Source organism: Algoriphagus aquatilis, from assembly GCF_042657405.1.
GTDB lineage: Bacteria > Bacteroidota > Bacteroidia > Cytophagales > Cyclobacteriaceae > Algoriphagus > Algoriphagus aquatilis.
Map to the genome: position 1 here is coordinate 51,471 of NZ_JBHSKS010000008.1, position 20,236 is coordinate 71,706.

The 20,236-nt window shown below is 42.9% G+C and carries 18 protein-coding genes; 6 read left to right on the plus strand and 12 right to left on the minus strand.

The window, feature by feature from the left end; genetic code table 11:
• Positions 1 to 43 precede the first annotated feature (43 nt).
• Genes rnr through ACFPIK_RS11275 form a run of 3 tightly spaced genes read left to right on the plus strand, consistent with a single transcriptional unit; the run spans position 44 to position 3,833 of the window.
• Positions 44 to 2,251, plus strand: coding sequence for a ribonuclease R (gene rnr / locus ACFPIK_RS11265; protein ID WP_377915267.1), 2,208 nt, complete (start codon positions 44 to 46; stop codon positions 2,249 to 2,251).
• On the plus strand, positions 2,214 to 3,200 hold the full coding sequence (locus tag ACFPIK_RS11270) for a polyprenyl synthetase family protein (protein ID WP_377915269.1): 987 nt from the start codon (positions 2,214 to 2,216) through the stop codon (positions 3,198 to 3,200). Before rnr ends, ACFPIK_RS11270 begins: the two co-directional genes overlap by 38 nt.
• 3 nt (positions 3,201 to 3,203) lie before the next feature.
• Positions 3,204 to 3,833 (plus strand): rhomboid family intramembrane serine protease, encoded by a 630-nt coding sequence (locus ACFPIK_RS11275; RefSeq protein WP_377915271.1) that lies wholly within the window; start codon positions 3,204 to 3,206, stop codon positions 3,831 to 3,833.
• A gap of 84 nt (positions 3,834 to 3,917) precedes the next feature.
• On the opposite strand, the gene ACFPIK_RS11280 is transcribed toward ACFPIK_RS11275, so the two are convergent.
• The 3 genes from ACFPIK_RS11280 to rplU all read right to left on the minus strand — a co-directional run bounded on the left by ACFPIK_RS11280 (position 3,918) and on the right by rplU (position 7,740).
• On the minus strand, positions 3,918 to 6,980 hold the full coding sequence (locus tag ACFPIK_RS11280; RefSeq protein WP_377915273.1) for a WD40/YVTN/BNR-like repeat-containing protein: 3,063 nt from the start codon (positions 6,978 to 6,980) through the stop codon (positions 3,918 to 3,920).
• 152 nt (positions 6,981 to 7,132) lie between these two features.
• Positions 7,133 to 7,393, minus strand: coding sequence for a 50S ribosomal protein L27 (gene rpmA, locus ACFPIK_RS11285; protein WP_187175407.1), 261 nt, complete (start codon positions 7,391 to 7,393; stop codon positions 7,133 to 7,135).
• A 35-nt stretch (positions 7,394 to 7,428) separates the two neighbouring features.
• Complete coding sequence (rplU, locus tag ACFPIK_RS11290; RefSeq protein WP_187175406.1) at positions 7,429 to 7,740, minus strand: 50S ribosomal protein L21; 312 nt, start codon at positions 7,738 to 7,740, stop codon at positions 7,429 to 7,431.
• Positions 7,741 to 8,494: 754 nt separating this feature from the next.
• On the opposite strand from rplU, the gene ACFPIK_RS11295 reads away from it, so the two are divergent.
• The 3 genes from ACFPIK_RS11295 to ACFPIK_RS11305 all read left to right on the plus strand — a co-directional run bounded on the left by ACFPIK_RS11295 (position 8,495) and on the right by ACFPIK_RS11305 (position 12,436).
• Positions 8,495 to 9,475, plus strand: a complete 981-nt coding sequence (locus ACFPIK_RS11295; RefSeq protein WP_377915276.1) for a ribonucleoside-diphosphate reductase small subunit — start codon at positions 8,495 to 8,497, stop codon at positions 9,473 to 9,475.
• 42 nt (positions 9,476 to 9,517) lie between these two features.
• Entirely contained in the window at positions 9,518 to 11,914 is a 2,397-nt protein-coding gene (locus ACFPIK_RS11300; RefSeq protein ID WP_377915278.1) for a ribonucleoside-diphosphate reductase subunit alpha, read from the plus strand.
• Positions 11,915 to 11,995: 81 nt separating this feature from the next.
• Entirely contained in the window at positions 11,996 to 12,436 is a 441-nt protein-coding gene (locus tag ACFPIK_RS11305) for a DUF1569 domain-containing protein (protein ID WP_377915280.1), read from the plus strand.
• A gap of 20 nt (positions 12,437 to 12,456) precedes the next feature.
• Here ACFPIK_RS11305 and ACFPIK_RS11310 read toward each other — a convergent pair whose 3' ends face one another.
• From ACFPIK_RS11310 to cmk, 9 genes are all read right to left on the minus strand, one after another.
• Positions 12,457 to 13,014: a DUF502 domain-containing protein gene (locus tag ACFPIK_RS11310; protein WP_377915282.1), complete on the minus strand. Its 558-nt coding sequence runs from the start codon at positions 13,012 to 13,014 to the stop codon at positions 12,457 to 12,459.
• A gap of 76 nt (positions 13,015 to 13,090) precedes the next feature.
• Entirely contained in the window at positions 13,091 to 13,717 is a 627-nt protein-coding gene (locus ACFPIK_RS11315; RefSeq protein WP_377915283.1) for a 3-keto-disaccharide hydrolase, read from the minus strand.
• 127 nt (positions 13,718 to 13,844) lie between these two features.
• Positions 13,845 to 14,456, minus strand: a complete 612-nt coding sequence (gene nqrE / locus ACFPIK_RS11320; protein ID WP_377915285.1) for an NADH:ubiquinone reductase (Na(+)-transporting) subunit E — start codon at positions 14,454 to 14,456, stop codon at positions 13,845 to 13,847.
• Positions 14,457 to 14,470: 14 nt separating this feature from the next.
• The gene (locus ACFPIK_RS11325; protein ID WP_377915287.1) at positions 14,471 to 15,154 is read right to left on the minus strand and encodes an NADH:ubiquinone reductase (Na(+)-transporting) subunit D; all 684 of its coding nucleotides are present in this window, start codon (positions 15,152 to 15,154) and stop codon (positions 14,471 to 14,473) included.
• Positions 15,155 to 15,182: 28 nt separating this feature from the next.
• Positions 15,183 to 15,932, minus strand: coding sequence for an NADH:ubiquinone reductase (Na(+)-transporting) subunit C (gene nqrC / locus ACFPIK_RS11330; RefSeq protein ID WP_377915289.1), 750 nt, complete (start codon positions 15,930 to 15,932; stop codon positions 15,183 to 15,185).
• The gene (locus ACFPIK_RS11335; protein ID WP_377915291.1) at positions 15,919 to 17,118 is read right to left on the minus strand and encodes an NADH:ubiquinone reductase (Na(+)-transporting) subunit B; all 1,200 of its coding nucleotides are present in this window, start codon (positions 17,116 to 17,118) and stop codon (positions 15,919 to 15,921) included. The genes nqrC and ACFPIK_RS11335 overlap by 14 nt, the downstream gene beginning before the upstream one ends.
• A 3-nt stretch (positions 17,119 to 17,121) precedes the next feature.
• Positions 17,122 to 18,471 carry a Na(+)-translocating NADH-quinone reductase subunit A gene (locus tag ACFPIK_RS11340; RefSeq protein WP_377915293.1) on the minus strand — a complete coding sequence of 450 codons (1,350 nt, stop codon included), beginning with the start codon at positions 18,469 to 18,471 and terminating at the stop codon, positions 17,122 to 17,124.
• Positions 18,472 to 18,602: 131 nt separating this feature from the next.
• Positions 18,603 to 19,499, minus strand: a complete 897-nt coding sequence (locus tag ACFPIK_RS11345) for a 4-hydroxy-3-methylbut-2-enyl diphosphate reductase (protein ID WP_377915295.1) — start codon at positions 19,497 to 19,499, stop codon at positions 18,603 to 18,605.
• On the minus strand, positions 19,483 to 20,187 hold the full coding sequence (gene cmk / locus ACFPIK_RS11350) for a (d)CMP kinase (RefSeq protein WP_377915297.1): 705 nt from the start codon (positions 20,185 to 20,187) through the stop codon (positions 19,483 to 19,485). Before cmk ends, ACFPIK_RS11345 begins: the two co-directional genes overlap by 17 nt.
• Positions 20,188 to 20,236 lie beyond the last annotated feature (49 nt).

Sequence of the window (20,236 nt, forward strand, 5' to 3'; positions counted from 1 at the left end):
TGAGCATCCAATTCTTTTTACCTTAAGAAAAAATACACCCCTCATGGGAAGAAAATCAGACAGAAAACATTCCAAAAAAAATAAAGGGGGCTATTCCAGCGGAAATGATTCCGCTTCACTGGCCCGACGAATCCTCCAATTTTTAGATGCCAATTTTGGCCAAGAATACAACGCCAAGCAAATCATCAAGCAGCTTGATATCCGGGATGCACTCAACAAAGGCGGAGTTGAACCGGTGCTTTACCAACTGGTAGATGCCGGAAAGGTCTCCCGAAATGCAAGAAATTACTTTTCCTCCACCAAGGATCCAGACTTCATCACCGGTACGGTGGATTTTGTCAATCCACGCTTTGCCTTTATCATACCTGACGATCCGAAAGCGGCAGAAGGTGATATTTTGATCAAAGAAGCCGATCTCAAGCAGGCCCTCAATGGGGACAAAGTCCGGGTGATGGTTTTTCCGGTAAAAGGAAAAACCGGACGCACCGAAGGCCGCGTGCTGGAAATTTTGGAACGTGACCGTGACGAATTTGTAGGTCGGGTGGAAATCTCCCCACGATTTGCATTTGTAGTCCCCGATTTCAAAAAAATGCACAAGGACATCTTTGTTCACCGCGGTGACTTGATGGGTGCCGAGCACAATGAAAAAGTCATTGTCAAGCTGACCGAATGGAGAGAAGATGACAAAAATCCTACGGGAAAAGTCATTCGTGTCCTCGGCAAGGCCGGTTTGCACGAAGTGGAAATCCACTCCATCATGGCCGAATTTGGATTGCCTTTCGAATATCCCAAAGAGGCCGACGAAGAAGCGAATGCCATTCCCGAAAAGATCTCTGCCAAGGAAATCAAAGCCCGAAAGGACTTTAGAGATGTCCTTACTTTCACCATTGACCCTGTCGATGCCAAGGACTTTGACGATGCGATTTCCTATCGGGAACTTGAAAATGGCAATCTGGAAATCGGCGTGCATATCGCCGATGTGACGCATTATGTGAAGCCTAAAACGGCTTTGGAGAAGGAAGCATTTAACCGGGCCACTTCCGTTTACCTCGTGGACCGCACTATCCCCATGCTACCCGAGCGACTCAGCAACGGACTCTGCTCCCTTCGTCCCAACGAGGACAAGTTGACTTTTGCATGCGTGTTTGAAATGGACCGAAATGCCAAAGTGATTAATCACTGGATCGGCCGGACTATCATTCACTCCAACCGACGCTATGCCTATGAGGAAGCTCAGGAATGCATCGATACCCAATCGGGAGATTATTTCCAAGAGTTGACCTTGCTCAATGAGTTGGCTAAAAAAATCCGAAAGCAGCGATTTGACAAAGGCGCAGTCAACTTTGAGACCGTCGAGGTGAAGTTTAAGCTGGATGAAAAAGGAACACCACTTGGACTTTTTGTCAAAGAGCGCAAAGACATCCATAAGCTCATCGAGGAGTTTATGCTTTTGGCTAATAAGTATGTAGCCGAGTTTATTTACCGGAAAAATCAGGGAGCCGACACCTTTGTCTATCGAACCCACGACAGCCCGGATTTGGATCGCTTGGAGACTTTCTCCGGCTTTGCAAAGCGATTTGGCCATCAAATGGACGTGACCAACGTGCAGAAAATCTCTGCCGCACTCAATAAACTCATGGATGAGATTCAGGGCAAACCCGAGCAAAATGTCCTCGAGCAACTCGCCATCCGAAGCATGGCCAAAGCCAAATACACCACGGAACCGAAAGGGCATTTTGGTTTGGCTTTCCCCCACTATACCCACTTCACCTCTCCTATCCGCCGATACCCAGATATGATGGTGCATCGACTCCTGGAGCATTACCTAGAGGGAGGCAAATCTCCTGAAGCAGAATCCTGGGAGCAAAAATGTGTTCATTCTTCCGAGCGTGAAAAGCGAGCCGCGGATGCTGAGCGCGCCTCCATCAAATACAAGCAGGTCGAGTACATGTCCCTTGCCGAGCAGAAGGATTACGAGGGCATCGTCAGTGGCGTGACCGAGTGGGGAGTCTTCGTCGAGATCACTGAAACCAAGTGCGAAGGCATGATTCGGGTGCAGGATATGGACGACGATTACTATGAATTTGACGAAAGAAACATGCGCCTGATTGGGACGAGAAGTAAAAAAATGATCACTTTGGGTGACAAAGTACTGGTCAGAGTAGTTAACACCGATATCGACCGTCGAACCATCGATTTGGAATTTGCAGAAAATGACAGAAAAAAGTCTCGCCCACGCGCTTTTAACTAAGCTGGAACAACACATCACTACCCACTCTTTCGGAGAATCACCCACCGAACTTTACGAACCGATCACCTACATCATGAGCTTGGGAGGCAAGCGGATTCGTCCGCTGCTTTCGCTTTTGGCGTATGGGATTTATGGAAAAAATCCGGAGGAAATCCTGTCTCAGGCCGCTGCCGTGGAGGTATTTCACAATTTTACACTGATGCATGACGACATCATGGACAATGCTCCCCTGCGAAGAGGAAAGGCTACAGTTCATGAAAAGTGGAATGCCAACATCGCCATTCTTTCCGGAGATGTGATGCTCGTGAGAGCCTATGATTTGCTCTTGGGTACAGATCCGAAACTACTTCCGAAAGTGATTCGACTGTTCAATAAGACGGCAGCGGAAGTCTGCGAAGGACAACAGTTTGACATGAACTTTGAAGCCTACGAAACTGTGCATGAGGCGGATTATATCAATATGATCCGACTAAAGACCGCTGTTCTCTTGGGTTTTGCACTACAGCTAGGAGCCATTTTGGCGGGAGCTGAAAAAGAAGATGCACAAAAGCTCTATGAGTTTGGGGTGAATATCGGAGTCGGTTTTCAGTTGAAAGACGACCTGCTCGACATCTATGCCGATCAGGCCAAGTTTGGCAAGCAAGTAGGCGGAGACATCATTTCAAATAAGAAGACCTTCCTCTTGATCAAAGCCTTGGAACTCGCCCAAGGAGAAGATTTGGCATCACTGAATCATTGGCTTTCGCTGAAGGAATTTGACAAAGTCGAAAAGGTAAATGCGGTAAAAGCGATTTACGAAAAACTCGGCATCCGCAGTCTGACCGAAGCCAAGATGCAATCCTACTTTGAGGCAGGCTTCAGCCAATTTGAAGGCCTGCACTTCCAAAACGAGGAATACTATCAGGCCCTGTACGCCATCACCCAAGACCTGATTCACCGGGAGAAATAAGCCATGGAATTGACTTTGACCACCGCGATCATTGGGATCACGGTGATTACCAGCATCCTCGGGTTCAACCGTCCCGATCTACTCGATCGGTGGATGTTTATCCCCTACCGGATCAAGCACCGCAACCAATGGGATCGATTCGTCCTCTCGGGATTTATCCACAAGGACTACATCCACCTGCTGTTCAACATGTTTACCTTTTACTTCTTTGGGGGAGTGGTGGAAATGTTCCTGCGCTATCAGTTTGGTCAAGGCTTAGGCGGATATCTTTTTGTGGCCTTTTACCTCTTAGGGATCATCATCTCTGACATTCCCACGTATCTCAAGTACCAAAAATCCAGCTATTACCGAGCTTTGGGTGCATCAGGGGGGACATCAGCGACGGTATTTGCCAGTATTGTGATCATGCCTTTATCGGACATTTGCCTGTTTGGGATCATCTGTCTTCCCGGGTTTATCCTCGGAGTCTTGTTTTTGATCTATTCCTATGTCAAAGGAAAGCAGGACAGTGACGGGATCAATCACGACGCCCATTTGTACGGCGCAATATTTGGGATTGCATTTATTCTAATTCTCTCACCCTCAAGTGCGGGGATGTTTTTGGAGCAGATTAAGGGGTTTAGGTTGTTTTAAAAACAAAGACCTGGCAGGTTTCGAAAACCTGCCAGGTCTGATTATCAAAAAAAGGCCTCCAGAGTTTTCTGAAGGCCTTTTGCATTACTTCTTGATTTCCAACTTGGTTTTCATTTCCTCAATATTGAGGAGTCTTGAAATCTGCTCCCGCTCCAGTTTTCGGAATCGAGCGAGCTGCACATCTATTTGCTCGGTCAGCTCTTTTCTCACCGCTTCTGACTGATCGGTTGGCTTGTAATCTCCATTACCGACCACACTGCTCAAGTGAGCCAGCTTATTATTGAGTCTGATTGGATAGTTTAGCGGATCCTGACCACTTCGATTTTTGGTCTGATAGAGCGTCTCCTCAATTTCCTGCATTTCAGCTTTGATGGCTTCCAGATTGTCAGGTTTGGTAGAAAGTGAATCCAACTCGGATCGATACGCCCGAATCAACTTTATGGTCTGATGGGTTTCGGTGATTTTATCCCGCACAGCCAAAAGGAAATTGTATTGTTCTTCCAATTCTGCCTGAGTGGATTCATAGCGAGGATCTGCCAATACCTTGAAGCTTTGTTCTTGCGCTTGGCCATCCACCGTCATTTTCACTTTGTAGGTTCCCGGAACTACCTTAGGTCCACGTAGGTTGGCTGCCCACATGATGAGTCCATCGAAACCTTCGGCATTTTCTGCTCTCAGGTTCCAGTTGAATTCACCCGCACCTTCTTTAACTTTCAGCGTATCCCCATTCACGCCTTTGGTGGAAAACCAGCGGATGCGTTCATTTTTCTCATTGAAGAATTCGATTTTCAATTCCTGTTTCGGCTTTTCCTTCAGGAAATAATAGACTAGAACGCCACCCGGACGGTTGGAACCATTGGTCAGGCTGTTTCGCTTGACGCCATCGATTCGGTATGAATCCTGTGGCTTGTAGAGATGGAAGGCCTTGTTTGCAATTCCTGGCTCAGCCTGATGGAGTACAGTCAGATCATCAATGATCCAGAACGAACGGCCTTGAGTGGCTGCGATGAGGTTATTTTCCTTGATGGTCAGATCAGTGATTGGTACGATCGGCAGATTCAACTGAAGTGAATGCCAGCTAGCCCCATCGTCTTTGGAATAATACATACCCGTCTCGGTACCGGTATAGAGCATTCCTTTTTTCACAGGATCAGCTCTTACCACTCGGGTAAAATGCTCGGCTTCGATACCTGAAACGATCTTGGTCCAGGTTTTTCCATAATCCTTCGTTTTGTATAGGTAAGGGGCATAGTTACCGCTCTTATAACCGGTTGCCGCAAAATATGCCTCCCCAGCTTCGAATGGACTGGCCTCGATCGAATTGATTTGCAGCCACTCCGGCATGTCTTTCGGAGTCACATTTTGCCAGGTTTTTCCATTATCCAAAGTCACATGCACCAATCCGTCATCCGAACCCGCCCAGATGATTCCTTGCTTTACAGGAGACTCCGCTGCAGTAAAGATGGTCGCATAATATTCCACTGAAGTATTGTCTTTGGTGATCGGCCCACCGGAAGGACCTAGTTTGCTCTTATCATTTCGGGTCAGGTCAGGAGAAAAAACCTCCCAGCTTTGGCCTTCATTGGTCGAGCGATGAAACTGATTACTGGTAGTGTAAAGCAGCTTTGGGTTATGTGGGGAAAAGAAAATAGGGAAGTTCCACTGGAACCGGTACTTCATGCCCTCAGCCCCATGGCCCATCGGATTGTCAGGCCATACATTGACGGTTCGGGAAGTTCCGTTGCGGTGATTTTCCCGGGTCAAGAGGCCACCATACGAACCGCCATACACGATGTCATTATCCAAAGGATCAGGAGCAATCCAGCCCGATTCACCACCTGCTGTAGGCTCCCAATCGGCTTCAGTAATCGCTCCACCATCATTTCGGTGACGGATTCTAACGGTAGAGTTGTCTTGCTGCGCACCATAGATTCGATAAGGGAAGCTATTGTCCGTAGTCACTCGATAAAACTGAGAGGTTGGCTGATTCATATAAGTGGACCAAGTCGCCCCACCGTCTTCGGAAACTTGCGCTCCGCCATCATCGGCAATAATCATTCGCTGATTGTTGGCAGGATCAATCCAGAGATCATGGTGATCTCCGTGAGGAGCTTCGAAGTTTTTGAAGGTCTTTCCACCATCTGTGGACTTATGGTAATCCACGTTGAGCACATAAAGGGTCTCCTCGTCTTGGGTATCTGCATAGATTCGGGAATAGTACCACGCACGCTGACGCAGGTTTCGGTCTTCATTTACCCGTTCCCAGGTTTGGCCTGCATCTTTGGAGGTAAATACACCACCGTTGTCATTCTCAATAATGGCGTAAAGTCGGTTGGAGTTTTTCGGAGAAACGGTAACTCCCATGATACCGAGCACTCCTTTGGGGAAAGTAGCTTTAGCCGAAAGTTCATCCCAAGTTTTACCCCCATCAATGGATTTAAACATCTTGGAACCGGGACCACCGCTTTCCAAGCTATAAGGAGTGCGTTTCAATTCCCAAGTGGTCGCATAGATCACATCGGGATTATTCGGATCCAAAATCAGATCTACCGCACCGGAAACGTCATTTACGAACAGAACTTTTTGCCAAGTAGCCCCGCCGTCGGTAGTCTTGTAAACGCCACGGGTAGCATCAGGCTTAAAAATATCGCCTAGGACTGCAGCATAGACCACATTGGGATTGGATGGATGAATGCGAAGACGAGAGACGAAGCGACTTTTGTCAAGACCCGCTCGGGACCAGGTCTTTCCTGCATCTGCGCTTTTCCAAATTCCGTAACCGAAAGAAACATTGCCTCGAACGGTTTTTTCACCACCACCTGCATAGACTATTGAAGTATCGCTCACTGATACAGCTACCGCCCCCATTGAGCCCCCAAAGAAGCCGTCGGAGACAGATTTCCAGGTTTGTCCCGCATTGGTTGTTTTCCAGATACCTCCACCTGTGGAAGCGAAATAGTAGGTCTTATCACTACCTTTGACGCCTGATACAGCATCTGCCCGACCTCCTCGAAAAGGACCGATCAGTCGCCACTGAACAGCATCATAGACTTTGGGATCAGGAATCTGCTGGGCAGACAACGAATTGCCAAGCAGCAGTAAAATAAGCAGTAGGCCAGACCAGGCTGTTTTTAAATTTGTATTCATGTAAGGTCTTGTTGATTGGGTTTCAAATTAAAAATTAGCTGATTGAATCAAATATTTAATTCAAATATTGATAAAGGGCGAAGAAAAGTAAGGTAAAGGCAAAAAAAAACCCCTTCCAAAGAAGAGGTTTTGATACTTTAAGTGAGTAGTACTTAAGCCTGAGATGGAACGATGTGAACGTAAGATCTACCGTCAGCTTTGGTCTTGAAAGCAACTACACCATCAGTCAATGCGAACAAGGTATGATCCTTACCAACACCAACATTTAGGCCTGCATGATGCTTAGTACCTCTTTGTCTTACAATGATGTTACCAGCGATTACCGCTTCACCGCCAAATTTTTTCACACCCAATCTTTTGGAATGTGACTCACGACCGTTTTTGGAACTACCTACACCTTTTTTGTGTGCCATGGTTTTATTCGTTTATGATTTCCTCAGGGAAAATCTTAGAGTGAAATATTTTCGATCAATACTTTGGTGAAGTCTTGTCTGTGACCATTCTTCTTTTTGTAGCCTTTTCTACGCTTCTTTTTGAAGACAATCACTTTGTCACCTTTTACATGATCCAGGATTTTCCCGGACACCTTGGCTCCAGCAATAACGGGAGCACCTACAGATACAGTGCCATTGGCTTCTGCCAAGAGGACCTGATCAAATTCGACGGAAGCGCCAGCTTCGCCTGCCAATTTAGGGGCATAGACGTACTGATCTTTTGTTACTTTGAACTGCTTTCCTGCGATGTTAACAATTGCGTACATGAGAATTGATTTATCGAAATCGGAGTGTAAATATAGAGAAGGAAAATTGAACAAAAAAACTTTCCCCAAATTTCAACCACTTGATCCTAGATATCCTGTTCAATTTAAAGGGATTGGGCTAAAATTGTAGAGCGAAAAATAAGATTTTGTTCAAAGACCATAGGTTTTAACTCCTTGAACGGGTTGCTAAACTGGAATTCCCAAATAATCACTTTTCATAAAAATTGATAAGTCAGACTTCCTTCGCGTGGCTGATCTTTTGAAATAGCTACGCTATAAATACAGCCAAATTCTGTGCATAAAATTCCTTACGTTTTTATCCTAAGATTGACAACTGTAGAATTTACTTCAGTGGAAAAATTGAGCCAATCTATTGGGATTCAGCTGTTAAAAAAATTAACAAATTATCAACGGATTATGACTCTTGGTCAATTTTTATGCCTGAGATTGATGTGGAAAACTTTTTTCAAATTGTTGAAAATTATTAAAAAGGGCTAAAATGGCTATTTTAATTGATGTATAGGTTACATTATGATATCTTATATAATTGATTTTAAATATTTTATCATTTTTTCGACCTTAGGTCAATTTTGGCCTAAATTAGGTCTGGTGAAAGTTTTTTTTTATGATTTTGCTTTACATATTTGTTGAAAGCTGTTCTGAAAAGGCAGCTTTTGCTTTCACCAGCCCTTCAGAAGACAAGTATAACGGCCCAAAACCATTCCACTTGAGTTAACCAAATACTAAGAGAACGATGCAGCAAGAGCCTATTTTGCAGGAGAACAAAAACAGATTTGTCCTATTCCCGATTCAGCATGCCGATATATGGCAATACTATAAAAAAGCTGAGGCGAGTTTTTGGACAGCAGAGGAGATCGATTTGAGTCAGGACTTAACAGACTGGAAAAATCTCAATGATGGGGAGAGACATTTTATATCTCATGTATTGGCGTTTTTTGCAGCCTCCGACGGTATAGTTAATGAAAATTTGGCGGAGCACTTTGTAGCAGAAGTGCAATATACGGAAGCCAAATTTTTCTACGGGTTTCAAATTGCCATGGAAAATATCCATTCAGAAACCTATTCCCTTCTTATTGACACCTACATTAAAGATGCTGTAGAAAGAGATCGATTACTAAATGCTATTGAGCATATCGATTGCGTAAAAAAGAAGGCTGAGTGGGCACTTCGCTGGATTGACAACGGAAACTTTCAGGAAAGATTGATCGCTTTTGCAGCAGTGGAAGGTATCTTCTTCTCTGGTTCCTTTTGTTCTATTTTCTGGTTGAAGAAAAGAGGCTTGATGCCAGGACTCACCTTCTCCAATGAATTGATCTCGCGAGACGAAGGTCTTCATTGTGACTTTGCATGCCACCTTTATACCAAGCATGTCATCAATCAACTCCCGAAAGAGACTGTACGGGAAATCATCATGGACGCTGTTGCCATCGAAAAAGAGTTCGTCACAGATGCACTTCCAGTGAGATTGATTGGTATGAACTCCGATTTGATGTGCCAATACATCGAATTTGTGGCTGACCGTCTATTGATGGAATTAGGCTGTGAGAAAGTATGGAACAGCACCAATCCATTTGATTTTATGGACATGATCTCACTTCAGGGTAAAACCAACTTCTTTGAGAAGCGAGTGGGTGATTATCAAAAAGCCGGAGTGATGAAATCTACCGAACCTGCTGAAAGCGCTGCACGATTCTCCATTGAGGAGGACTTTTAATATCCACTTTTCTACCACCAATCATCCTAAAATCGCCTGTATATGTTAGTAATTAAAAGAGACGGAAGAAGAGAATCAGTACGATTCGACAAGATCACTGCAAGGATAGAAAACCTTTGCTATGAGCTAGACCCAAAATTCATCCAGCCCATTGAAGTAGCCAAAAAGGTCATCGACGGCCTATATGACGGCGTGACGACTTCAGAGTTGGATAATCTGGCTGCAGAGGTCTGCGCTTCCTTGACGGTAAGGCATCCCGATTACGCAATTTTAGCTGCAAGAATTGCGATTTCAAACCTGCACAAAACTACCAGTCAGTCTTTTTCCAATACCATGAAAAGACTCTATACCTATGTCAACCCAAAGACAGGCGAAAATGCTCAATTGATTGATACCGAGGTATACGGAATTATCAAAAAATATGCAGCTAAACTCGATGAGGCGATCGATTACAAGAGAGACTTTGGCTATGACTATTTTGGATACAAGACTCTCGAAAAAAGTTACTTAATTCGTTTGGACGGCAAAGTGGTGGAAAGACCTCAGCACATGCTGATGCGAGTAGCCGTAGGCATCCATAAAGAAGATATCGATTCTGCGATCGAGACATATAATCTGCTTTCAGAAAAGTGGTTTACACATGCCACTCCTACCCTCTTCAATGCCGGAACGCCAAAACCGCAGCTTTCTTCTTGCTTCCTTCTCACGATGAAAGATGATAGCATAGATGGAATCTATGATACCTTAAAGCAGTGCGCAAAAATTTCTCAGTCGGCAGGCGGAATTGGTCTTTCTATTCATCATGTAAGAGCCAAAGGCAGTTACATCAAAGGAACCAATGGGGTTTCTAACGGTATAGTACCGATGCTCAGAAACTTTGATATGACAGCTCGATACGTGGATCAAGGCGGTGGAAAGAGAAAAGGAAGCTTCGCGATTTACCTTGAGCCTTGGCATGCAGATATTAAAGATTTCCTCGAATTGAAGCGAAATCACGGTAAAGAAGAAATGCGTGCCAGAGACTTATTCTATGCGCTTTGGATTCCTGACTTGTTTATGAAGCGGGTAGAGAAAAACGAAGAATGGTCACTTTTTTGTCCTAACGAGGCTCCAGGTCTTTCCGATTGCCATGGAGAAGAATTCGAAAGATTGTATGAAAAATACGAGCGCGAAGGCAGAGCCAGAGAAACAATCAAAGCACAGGAGCTTTGGTTTGAGGTCTTAGAATCTCAAATCGAAACAGGAACTCCATACATGCTGTACAAAGATGCCGCTAACGGTAAATCCAACCAAAAGAATTTGGGCACCATCAAGTCGTCCAATCTATGTACTGAGATCATTGAATACACAGCTCCAGATGAAGTAGCAGTATGTAACTTGGCTTCTATTGCTCTACCAAAATATGTAACTGAAGGCCCTGATGGAAAACTATTCTTCGATCATAATAAGCTTTATGAAATCACGAAGGTCGCTACCAAAAACCTCAACAAGGTGATCGACATCAATTACTATCCAGTGGAAGAGGCACGAAGGTCAAATTTCAGACACAGACCTATTGGATTGGGCGTTCAAGGTTTGGCTGATGCTTTCATTATGCTGAGAATGCCGTTTGATTCTCCAGAAGCAAGAGGTTTGAATGAGGATATCTTTGAGACCATCTACTATGCCGCTGCTGAGACTTCCATGGAATTGGCCAAAACTCAAGGAACGTATGAAACCTATGAGGGCAGCCCAGCATCCAAAGGAATTCTCCAATTTGATATGTGGGGGGTTACTCCAAAGTCAGGCAGATGGAATTGGGATCAGTTGAAAGAGAAAATCAAAAAGTATGGCATGAGAAACTCCCTTTTGGTGGCTCCTATGCCGACAGCTTCTACCTCACAAATTCTAGGTAACAATGAGTGCTTTGAGCCATACACCTCAAACCTCTACACCAGAAGAACGCTTTCAGGTGAATTCATCATGGTAAATAAGCACTTGATGAAAGACCTGATTGACTTAGGCATGTGGAATGACACCATGAGAAATCGGTTGATCTCTACCAATGGTTCCGTACAAAATGTGCCTGGTATTCCTCAAAACATCAAGGATCTTTACAAAACCGTTTGGGAAATCTCACAAAAAGTAATCATTGATATGGCGGCTGACAGAGGTGCTTACATCTGCCAGTCTCAAAGCATGAACATATTCATGCAGGATCCAAACTTTGGAAAGCTTACCTCCATGCATTTTTATGCTTGGAAAAAAGGATTGAAGACAGGCATGTATTACTTGAGATCTCAGGCAGCTACTGCAGCCATCAAATTTACACTTGACAAGTCTGCTCTTGAGCCAAAAGTTGAAAAAGCAGCAGAATTGGATAGTGCAAAAAACCAAAAACAAGATGCAATCGCATGTTCCCTTGACAATCCTGAAGGATGCGAAATGTGCGGCAGTTAATTTAATTTTCTAGAGTTCGTAAAATGGAGAAAAGGCGTTTGATAGTATCAAGCGCTTTTTTTATCTAAAAACCTTTCTTTTATGCAAACAGAAATCATTAAAAACAGACTCGGAAAACTACTTTCCAATACCCAGCCAGAATTTGGAATCATGACTGCTCAACACATGATCGAACATCTGATTCTTACAATAAAACTTTCTTATGGAAGAGTAACCATTCCTGACTTTGAGCCTGATGAGAAGCAACTTGCTCAAAAAAACGCTTTAATCAATTCCGATATGCTTTTTCCCAAAGGGATAAAAGCACCCGGGCTTCCAGATCAGCTGATGGATCTAAAGTATCCAAATTTGGATACAGCAATAGAACAACTTTTAAAGAGTATTTCTGAATATCACCGGACTTTTAATGAAGATAAAAGCCTGACTACGACTCATCCTAGATTCGGAAAGTTGACCTATGATGAATGGGAAAAATTCCACTCCAAACATTTTGAACACCACTTTGGTCAGTTTGGAATTTAACAAAACAATAAAATTTCGAATTAATGATCCAAGGGTGAGACTCCACCAGAAACCATAAACTTCATAACTTCTGAACTTTTCACTCCTGTAAGTGGCTTTATCTTTTCCTTTTTAACCAAAAACACATTTCCTGAGACATTATAACTATGAGGGAAATAGACAGCAACAAGATCAGGTTCACCGATGATTGCCATACTTTCTTGCGTAATAAAACCCAATCGAAACATGGAATCACTGATTTGAACGAGTACAGGAGAACTGAATTTCTTCTTTTCTCCAACAAAAGCTCCCATCAAATCCTTGATACTCGTATATAGGAGATTTACAAAAGGAATTTTAAAGACTCCTCGCTCAAACCATTCAAAAAATGGCTTGGTAAAGAACAAGCTAGCCAAATAACCTACAAAAGTAATCAGACCCAAAACCATCAAAATCCCAATTCCTGGAAATGGGACTGGAATTAACCCATCCAAAAAAATAAATATGGCATAAATGACATATCCTGTGACAGCCAGAGGCACAAGGACAAGAAGCCCACGAAGGAAATAAGATAAAATCCGATGGTAAGTGTAACGCATATAATTTTACAACTTGTAAGAAATTAAAAAATGCCTATTCAAAGGAATAGGCATTTAGGTTAGGAGCCTACTCTGATCAATCCAAAATTTTAATTTTTACACTTCTGTAGAATATTACACTTTCTGGATCATGGGCTTGAAGAGCTATAGTGCCTTTGTCAAATTTTTTATCACCTGCATTAGCAGGTCGTTTTGAATCCTCTGATTCATCATATTCCATTACCACCTTATCATTGATTTTGACAGTAGCCTGATCGCCATTGACAATGATATGGTAAGTATACCATTCTCCGTCATTCACATAAACATCGCGAACATCATTAAAGGAATAAAGACTACCAGATTTTCTCCAGTCACCGTGAGTTTGATTTACCTGAACCTCATAGCCTTTGTTTGGCCATCCAGTCTCTTGATAAGCTGTATGAATAAAAATTCCAGAATTAGCCTTGGGCATGGTTTTCACCTCCACCTTAAGTTCAAAATTTTTGAAATCATGATTACCTACAGGTCCATCATAAAAAGCATGTGCTCTTGGTCCATCTACTTTAATTGTTTTATCTACCACTGAGAAAGAGGAAGGATTTTCAGAAACTTTCCAACCTTCTAAATCTTTGCCATTGAAAAGCTCTACCCACTTTCCTTTTTGGGCATAGGATGAAAATGAAAGCGAACTAAATAAGAGAATTACAAAGAGATTCTTCATGCGTTTGAGGTTTTGGGTTATTAAAAAGTAAGATAAATAAGAATAGGAATAGTACAATTACCACAAAAAGAAAAAGGCCTTGAAGATTAATCTCCAAGGCCATCCTAATTATTTGTTAAAACACATATTACAAATCAATACCCATAAAGGACATGAAGGCGATACCCATCAAACCGGTTAGTAACATAGTAATGCCCAATCCTTTTAAACCACTTGGAACGTGGGAGTATTTCAATCGCTCACGAATTGCAGCTAATGCTACAATCGCTAACATAAAACCTACACCCGAACCAAATCCATATACTGCAGATTCTGCTAAGGTGTAATCCCGCTGTGCCATGAAGAGTGATCCACCCAAAATTGCACAGTTTACTGCAATCAAAGGCAAGAAAATGCCCAACTGACCATACAAGGCAGGAGCGAACTTTTCTACAACCATTTCCACCAGCTGAACCATTGCCGCAATGATGGCAATGAACATGATAAATCTAAGGAAAGAGAGATCTATAGAGGCGAGTTCTGCACTAGCCCATGTCAGAGCACCTTCCTTAAGAACGTATTCATTCAATAACCAATTGACGGGTGTGGTTACAGCAAGTACGAATACTACTGCGGCACCTAATCCAAGTGCTGTACTCACTTTCTTTGAAACGGCAAGAAAAGAACACATTCCAAGAAAGTAGGCGAAAATCATATTGTCGATAAAAATCGACCGAATACCAAGACTGATTAATTCCATTTTTCGGGTAGTTATTAATGTTCTACATATCCTGTTTTGGTACGCTGTACCCAAACAATTAGACCTAAGATAATAAAGGCGCCTACGGGAGTTACCATAAGACCATTGGTAGCTAATTTAAAATCAGGACCAAAAAGACTGGAAACGTAATCAAACACCGGAATACCAAATACAGAACCAGAACCCCACAATTCACGGAAAAACGCAACGGTCAAGATAATCCAGGAATATCCAAGAGCAGAACCTAGGCCGTCAAGTACAGAATCGTAAGGTTTGTTTCCAAGAGCAAAAGCTTCCAAACGACCCATTACAATACAGTTTGTAATAATCAAGCCAATGAAAACGGAAAGCTCTTTATACATATCGTATGCGAAGGCCTTCAATACTTCGGAGACCAAAGTTACCAATGTAGCTACGACAGCCAATTGAACGATGATTCGAACACGGCTTGGAATAGTATTTCTCATGAGGGATATCACAAAATTAGACATCGCAACAACGAAAATTACCGAGATAGCCATAACCAAAGTAGGCTTCATTTGGGTAGTCACAGCCAGTGCCGAACAAATACCCAATACCTGGATTGTAATTGGATTATCATCGATAAGAGGGTCAGTAACCAGCTTTTTCCTGCGTTTGGAAAACAGCGGTTCTGCCGGCTTATTTTCAATCGCTTTTTCTAAGGTTTCAGTACTCATATTTCTTATGCTTTGAGTTGAAAATAAATTATAAACCGGCTACGGCTTGATTGGAAGATTTGGATTTGATGTAGGCTTCGTAATGACCTAAATAAGCCTTCAGCATATTGTTTACACCATTACCAGTAATAGTAGCACCAGACATCCCATCCACTTTATGAGCATCAGCAGAATAATCTTTTCCCTCACCCTTTTGCATCTGTACAGCGACCAATGCACCTGATTCATCAAAGATTTTTTTGCCTACATAACGAGATTGTACCTCTCCTTCTGTAATTCTTGCACCTAGTCCCGGAGTTTCGCTAGCATGTGCCAAGGTAATTCCACCAATGGTGTTCATGTCTGTTTCCAAAGCGATGTAGCCCCAAATAGCATCCCAAAGTCCAGCTCCATAAAGAGGAAAAATATAAGATTCCACAGCCTCTGGGTTACCTTCAGCATGGAACATAAACACAGGATATTGTCTTTGATCAGCCGGTCTTTTGTAATCTTTGGCAATCTCAACTTTTTCAGCCTCGATTCCAGAAATTTCCTTGCCACTTAAATCAACAACAGTAGCTGAAATTCTATTTGCATAGAAATCATTAACCTGCTGAGGTGTCATTGCTTCAATTTCACTTGCACTGATTACAGCACCCAAAATTTGCTTTTTCTTATCTAAAGCTATGGCTTCTTGCTGCAAAGGACCCAACACTTGTGAAGTTCCAGAAAGAAGTAATCCAAGAATTATCGTCAAAACGACCGAGAAGACGATAATATAGGTATTAGACTGTTGCACGTTGTAACCTCCTTGTTTTGTTAGCTTTTACTACATAATAATCAATAAGTGGAGCCATCACGTTCATAAAAAGAACGGCAAGCATGATGCCTTCTGGATAGGCGGGATTGGTTACTCTAATGATCACAGTAAGCACACCAATCAAAATACCATATATCCATTTACCTGTCTCAGTCTGGGCAGCAGACACAGGATCAGTTGCCATGAAGACAACTCCAAATGCTAGACCTCCCATTACCAAATGGTACTGAGCGGGCATAGCCATGTACTCATTTACTGCAAGAGCATTCATCACAAGGCCCATTGCATAAGCCCCACCGAAACCACCTACAATAATTTTCCAACTAGCCACACCTGTAGCTACTAATATCACAGCACCTACAAGTGCCATAAGGGTGGATGTTTCTCCGATAGAACCCGGAATCCAACCCATGAACATATTAAAGAAACTGAAATCTGCTCCTAAAGAAGAATTGTGCGAAGCTAAGGCGTCCACTACAGGTGTACCTTCAACACTTGCATTGTAAGCAACGCCAAGCGCAGTTGCACCGGAGAATCCATCGACAGCAGTTTTTTCACCGAGGTAAGTCCAAACTTGATCTCCTGAAATCTGAGCAGGATAAGCGAAATAAAGGAATGCACGGGCAGTCATGGCCACGTTGAGGATATTCATCCCCGTACCCCCAAATACTTCTTTACCTATGACAACGGCGAAAATTGTTGCCAATGCCACCTGCCACAATGGAATGTATGGAGGCATAACCAACGCAATCAACATTCCTGATACCAGATAGCCTTCAGAAACAGGGTGATTTCGAATCACGCAAAAGGTAAATTCTGTAGCAAGACCCACTGCATAGGATACAATCAGGATTGGAAGAACAGAAAGCGCACCAAAAACAGCTTTGTCAATCAAAGTCGCTTCTTCGCCAGATGCAATGAAGTGCTGATGACCAATGTTTAGTATACCAAACAACAAAGCAGGAATCATTGCAATAACTACAGTGATCATCACCCGCTTCAAATCTGTTGCATCTTTGATTTGTGCACCTTTCGATTTGGTAATCAAATCAGGAGCAAAAGCGATCGTTCTATGGCCTTCATACAGTGTATGAAACTTTTCCCACTTGCCACCCTTTTCAAAGTTTGGCTTGATACCATCGAAGAGATTTTGTAATAACTTCATATCTTAACTGTACATTAATAGTTCTATCCCGTGTCTTACCAACTCCTGCAATTCATTCTTTGAAGGATCAACAAATTCGCAAAGGGCGACGTCTTCTTCCACCAATTCGTAAAGTCCAAGTTCTTCCATCTCATCAAAATCTTCTGCTACGATGGCTTTGAACAGATAGGTAGGAAGAATGTCCATAGGCATCACTTTTTCAAATACACCTGTTACTACAAAAGGACGTTCTTCACCATGCGTGTTGGTATCTACTTTGAACTCTCCTTTATTGAGGAAAGAAAGCATACCAATTGCCTTATGGAAACTTAACTTTGATGTACTTGGCTTCAACCAGCCTAAAAACTCTTCGTAATCACCTTCAGGAATAACGGTGATTTGATTTTGATAGAATCCCAAAAACCCATCCGGGTTAATTTTTTCTCCTGTCAGAACATTACCTGAAATCACACGAACGTGTCCAGAGTTTAGATTTCCTTTGACAAAGGAGGAAACATTTGCCCCAACATAAGTTTTTACATAACCCGTTTTTGTAAGTTCTGAACCCGTCAAAGCAATCATTTTAGAGGAGTCATAGACACCTTCCAAAACTGCCTTACCGATTTGCACTACTCCAAAAGGACTTACTGTCCAAGCAATATCACCTTTGTTGATAGGATCTAAATGATGAATCTGAGTTCCCACATTACCGGCAGGATGTGGACCAGAAAACTGATTGATTTGTGCATTTTTCACACCGGAGAAGACAGCAGGTACTGCCTTTGATCCATCTACATTAAGATGAACTTTTCCCTTGGTCAGTTTTGCCAATGCATCAATACCAACTTGGAAGTACTTCTCCTCACCCTTTAAAGCAAACCCAAAGTCGGGAGCTAAAGGGTGCGTATCAAAAGCAGAAACGAAAATAGCTTTTGGAGAATCTGAAGGATTCGCTACAATACCAAATGGTCTTTGGATGATATTTGGCCATACACCTGTAGATGCAAGCTTAGCAGCAAGTGCATCTCGATCTAGGTTTAGGTCAATTTTTCCAAAATTTTCGTGGGTGACCGTTTGATCAGCAAGAATCTTGATTTCAAGGAGCTTTCTTTTCTCACCTCGCTTGATTTCTATGATTTCCCCGGATACCGGCGCTGCATAAATAACCTGATCCAATGCTTTGTCAATCAGGATGGGAGTACCGGCTTTCACCGTATCTCCTTCGTTCACAAGGACTTTAGGACGCTGCATCCCAAGGAAGTCCGTTGGCTTAATGGCGAAGGTCGCCGCCGGTGCAAAGTTGGCTACCTCCAAAGGAGCTTTTCCAACAAGCTTCAGGTCGAAACCTTTCTTAAGCTTCACTATTTTAGACATATCTGTTTTTGAACTATGAGCTTTTGAAAAACGCCCCAAATCTAAAGAAAAACCTTTTGATATGGAGCTTTGGTCACATTTATTGTTCGAACTTTTGATTAATCGGACAGGCGGTGAAAATCAATTGGGAATTAGGCTTGAAGGAACTTTTCCTCCATAATTTCCACATGTGCTTTTACCTGCTCCATCAGCCACATCGGCGTAGATGTAGCTCCACAGATTCCCACCTTGTCTGTGGCATGAAACCACTCAGGATCCACCTCTGTTTCGTTTTCAATGAAATAACTTCTGGAATTTTCATTTAGACAGACTTGATAGAGTGCTTTTCCATTTGAGCTTTTCTTGCCAGACACAAACAAGACTACATCATTTTCCTGAGCAAAACGCTGCAATTGAGGCTCTCTGTTGGATACTTGCCTGCAAATCGAGTCGTTCGCATTAAAGTCCAATTCGGTAAAGTCCCCTTTGGCTTGCTTGATCCGATCCTCGATTTTTTGAGACAACTCGTAGAAGCCTTTTGTACTTTTGGTAGTTTGGCTAAAAAGAGTCACCGGCTTGTTGTAATCTATTTTATCCAAATCCGAATCTTCCATGACTACGATGGCTTTTTCCAAGGTCTGACCTGTAAGCCCAATTACCTCAGCATGGCCCTTTTTGCCATAAATGACTATCTGCCCGTTTTCTTTTTCCATTTTGTCAAATGCATTTTTGACGCGGTGCTGGAGTTTCAATACCACTGGACAGGATGCATCTATTAGCTCAATGTTGTTTTCGATCGCAGTTTTATAAGTTTCCGGCGGTTCACCATGTGCTCTAATCAGCACTTTGCAATTGGTAAGCTCATGGAGCTGGTCTCGGTCTATTACGACAAGCCCCTTTTCTCTTAGACGCTTCACCTCCATATCGTTATGGACAATATCCCCAAGGCAATACAGCAGATCGCTGTGTTCCATTTCATCCTCGGCCATTTTGATGGCAAACTCGACTCCGAAACAGTAGCCCGAATTTTTATCAATGGTTACCTGCATAATCCTTTTCTTTTTCGATGACTTCCTTGGCTAGAGCTACAATCTGTGCGACTTGCTCTGTGAAAGTCAGATTACTCGTATCTATTTCTACTGCGTCGGGCATTTTGGCAAGTGGACTTTCCGATCGTGAGGAATCAACCCTGTCTCGCTCTGCCAGGTTCGTCTTGATTTCTTCCAAATCAATCATTTCACCCTTTTCTAGCAGTTCTTGCTGCCTCCTATAAGCTCTGGTCTCAAGATCAGCTGTCATAAAAATCTTCAACTCAGCCTGTGGAAAAACTACCGAACCTATATCTCTCCCATCCATAACTACTCCCTTTTTCCTGCCCAATCGTTGCTGCTGAGCAACCAATTCTTTTCGGATTTCTTTAATTGTAGCCACTTCACTTACACGTTCCGATACGCGCATGGTTCGGATTTCATCCTCTACATTTAGTCCGTTGAGATAGGTTTCTTGTTTTTGGGTATCCGGATTAATTTGAAACGAAATCTCCATGGAATTCAGTGCTTTTTCCACCTCGTGGGGATTAGAAGGGGAAAGAAAATTATTCAAAAAATGAAGGGTCGCTGCCCTGTACATCGCTCCCGAGTCAATGTAGGTAAAACCTAAATCCTTGGCCACTGCTTTTGCCGTTGAACTTTTACCACATCCCGAGTACCCGTCTATCGCAATGACAATTTTACCCATCAAAAAACCTGTCTTGGTTTACCTCTTAATTTTCGGCAAATATAGTAGT

What these genes read in the sequence shown, in the direction of transcription:
- ACFPIK_RS11310 (WP_377915282.1), bottom strand. Translation starts at nt 13,014, where the DNA reads ATGCGTTACACTTACCATCGGATTTTATCTTATTTCCTTCGTGGGCTT.
- ACFPIK_RS11315 (WP_377915283.1), bottom strand. Translation starts at nt 13,717, where the DNA reads ATGAAGAATCTCTTTGTAATTCTCTTATTTAGTTCGCTTTCATTTTCA.
- ACFPIK_RS11275 (WP_377915271.1), top strand. Translation starts at nt 3,204, where the DNA reads ATGGAATTGACTTTGACCACCGCGATCATTGGGATCACGGTGATTACC.
- ACFPIK_RS11280 (WP_377915273.1), bottom strand. Translation starts at nt 6,980, where the DNA reads ATGAATACAAATTTAAAAACAGCCTGGTCTGGCCTACTGCTTATTTTA.
- ACFPIK_RS11335 (WP_377915291.1), bottom strand. Translation starts at nt 17,118, where the DNA reads ATGAAGTTATTACAAAATCTCTTCGATGGTATCAAGCCAAACTTTGAA.
- ACFPIK_RS11270 (WP_377915269.1), top strand. Translation starts at nt 2,214, where the DNA reads ATGACAGAAAAAAGTCTCGCCCACGCGCTTTTAACTAAGCTGGAACAA.
- nqrE (WP_377915285.1), bottom strand. Translation starts at nt 14,456, where the DNA reads ATGGAATTAATCAGTCTTGGTATTCGGTCGATTTTTATCGACAATATG.
- ACFPIK_RS11325 (WP_377915287.1), bottom strand. Translation starts at nt 15,154, where the DNA reads ATGAGTACTGAAACCTTAGAAAAAGCGATTGAAAATAAGCCGGCAGAA.
- cmk (WP_377915297.1), bottom strand. Translation starts at nt 20,187, where the DNA reads ATGGGTAAAATTGTCATTGCGATAGACGGGTACTCGGGATGTGGTAAA.
- ACFPIK_RS11300 (WP_377915278.1), top strand. Translation starts at nt 9,518, where the DNA reads ATGTTAGTAATTAAAAGAGACGGAAGAAGAGAATCAGTACGATTCGAC.
- rpmA (WP_187175407.1), bottom strand. Translation starts at nt 7,393, where the DNA reads ATGGCACACAAAAAAGGTGTAGGTAGTTCCAAAAACGGTCGTGAGTCA.
- rplU (WP_187175406.1), bottom strand. Translation starts at nt 7,740, where the DNA reads ATGTACGCAATTGTTAACATCGCAGGAAAGCAGTTCAAAGTAACAAAA.
- ACFPIK_RS11345 (WP_377915295.1), bottom strand. Translation starts at nt 19,499, where the DNA reads ATGCAGGTAACCATTGATAAAAATTCGGGCTACTGTTTCGGAGTCGAG.
- ACFPIK_RS11295 (WP_377915276.1), top strand. Translation starts at nt 8,495, where the DNA reads ATGCAGCAAGAGCCTATTTTGCAGGAGAACAAAAACAGATTTGTCCTA.
- rnr (WP_377915267.1), top strand. Translation starts at nt 44, where the DNA reads ATGGGAAGAAAATCAGACAGAAAACATTCCAAAAAAAATAAAGGGGGC.
- ACFPIK_RS11305 (WP_377915280.1), top strand. Translation starts at nt 11,996, where the DNA reads ATGCAAACAGAAATCATTAAAAACAGACTCGGAAAACTACTTTCCAAT.
- ACFPIK_RS11340 (WP_377915293.1), bottom strand. Translation starts at nt 18,471, where the DNA reads ATGTCTAAAATAGTGAAGCTTAAGAAAGGTTTCGACCTGAAGCTTGTT.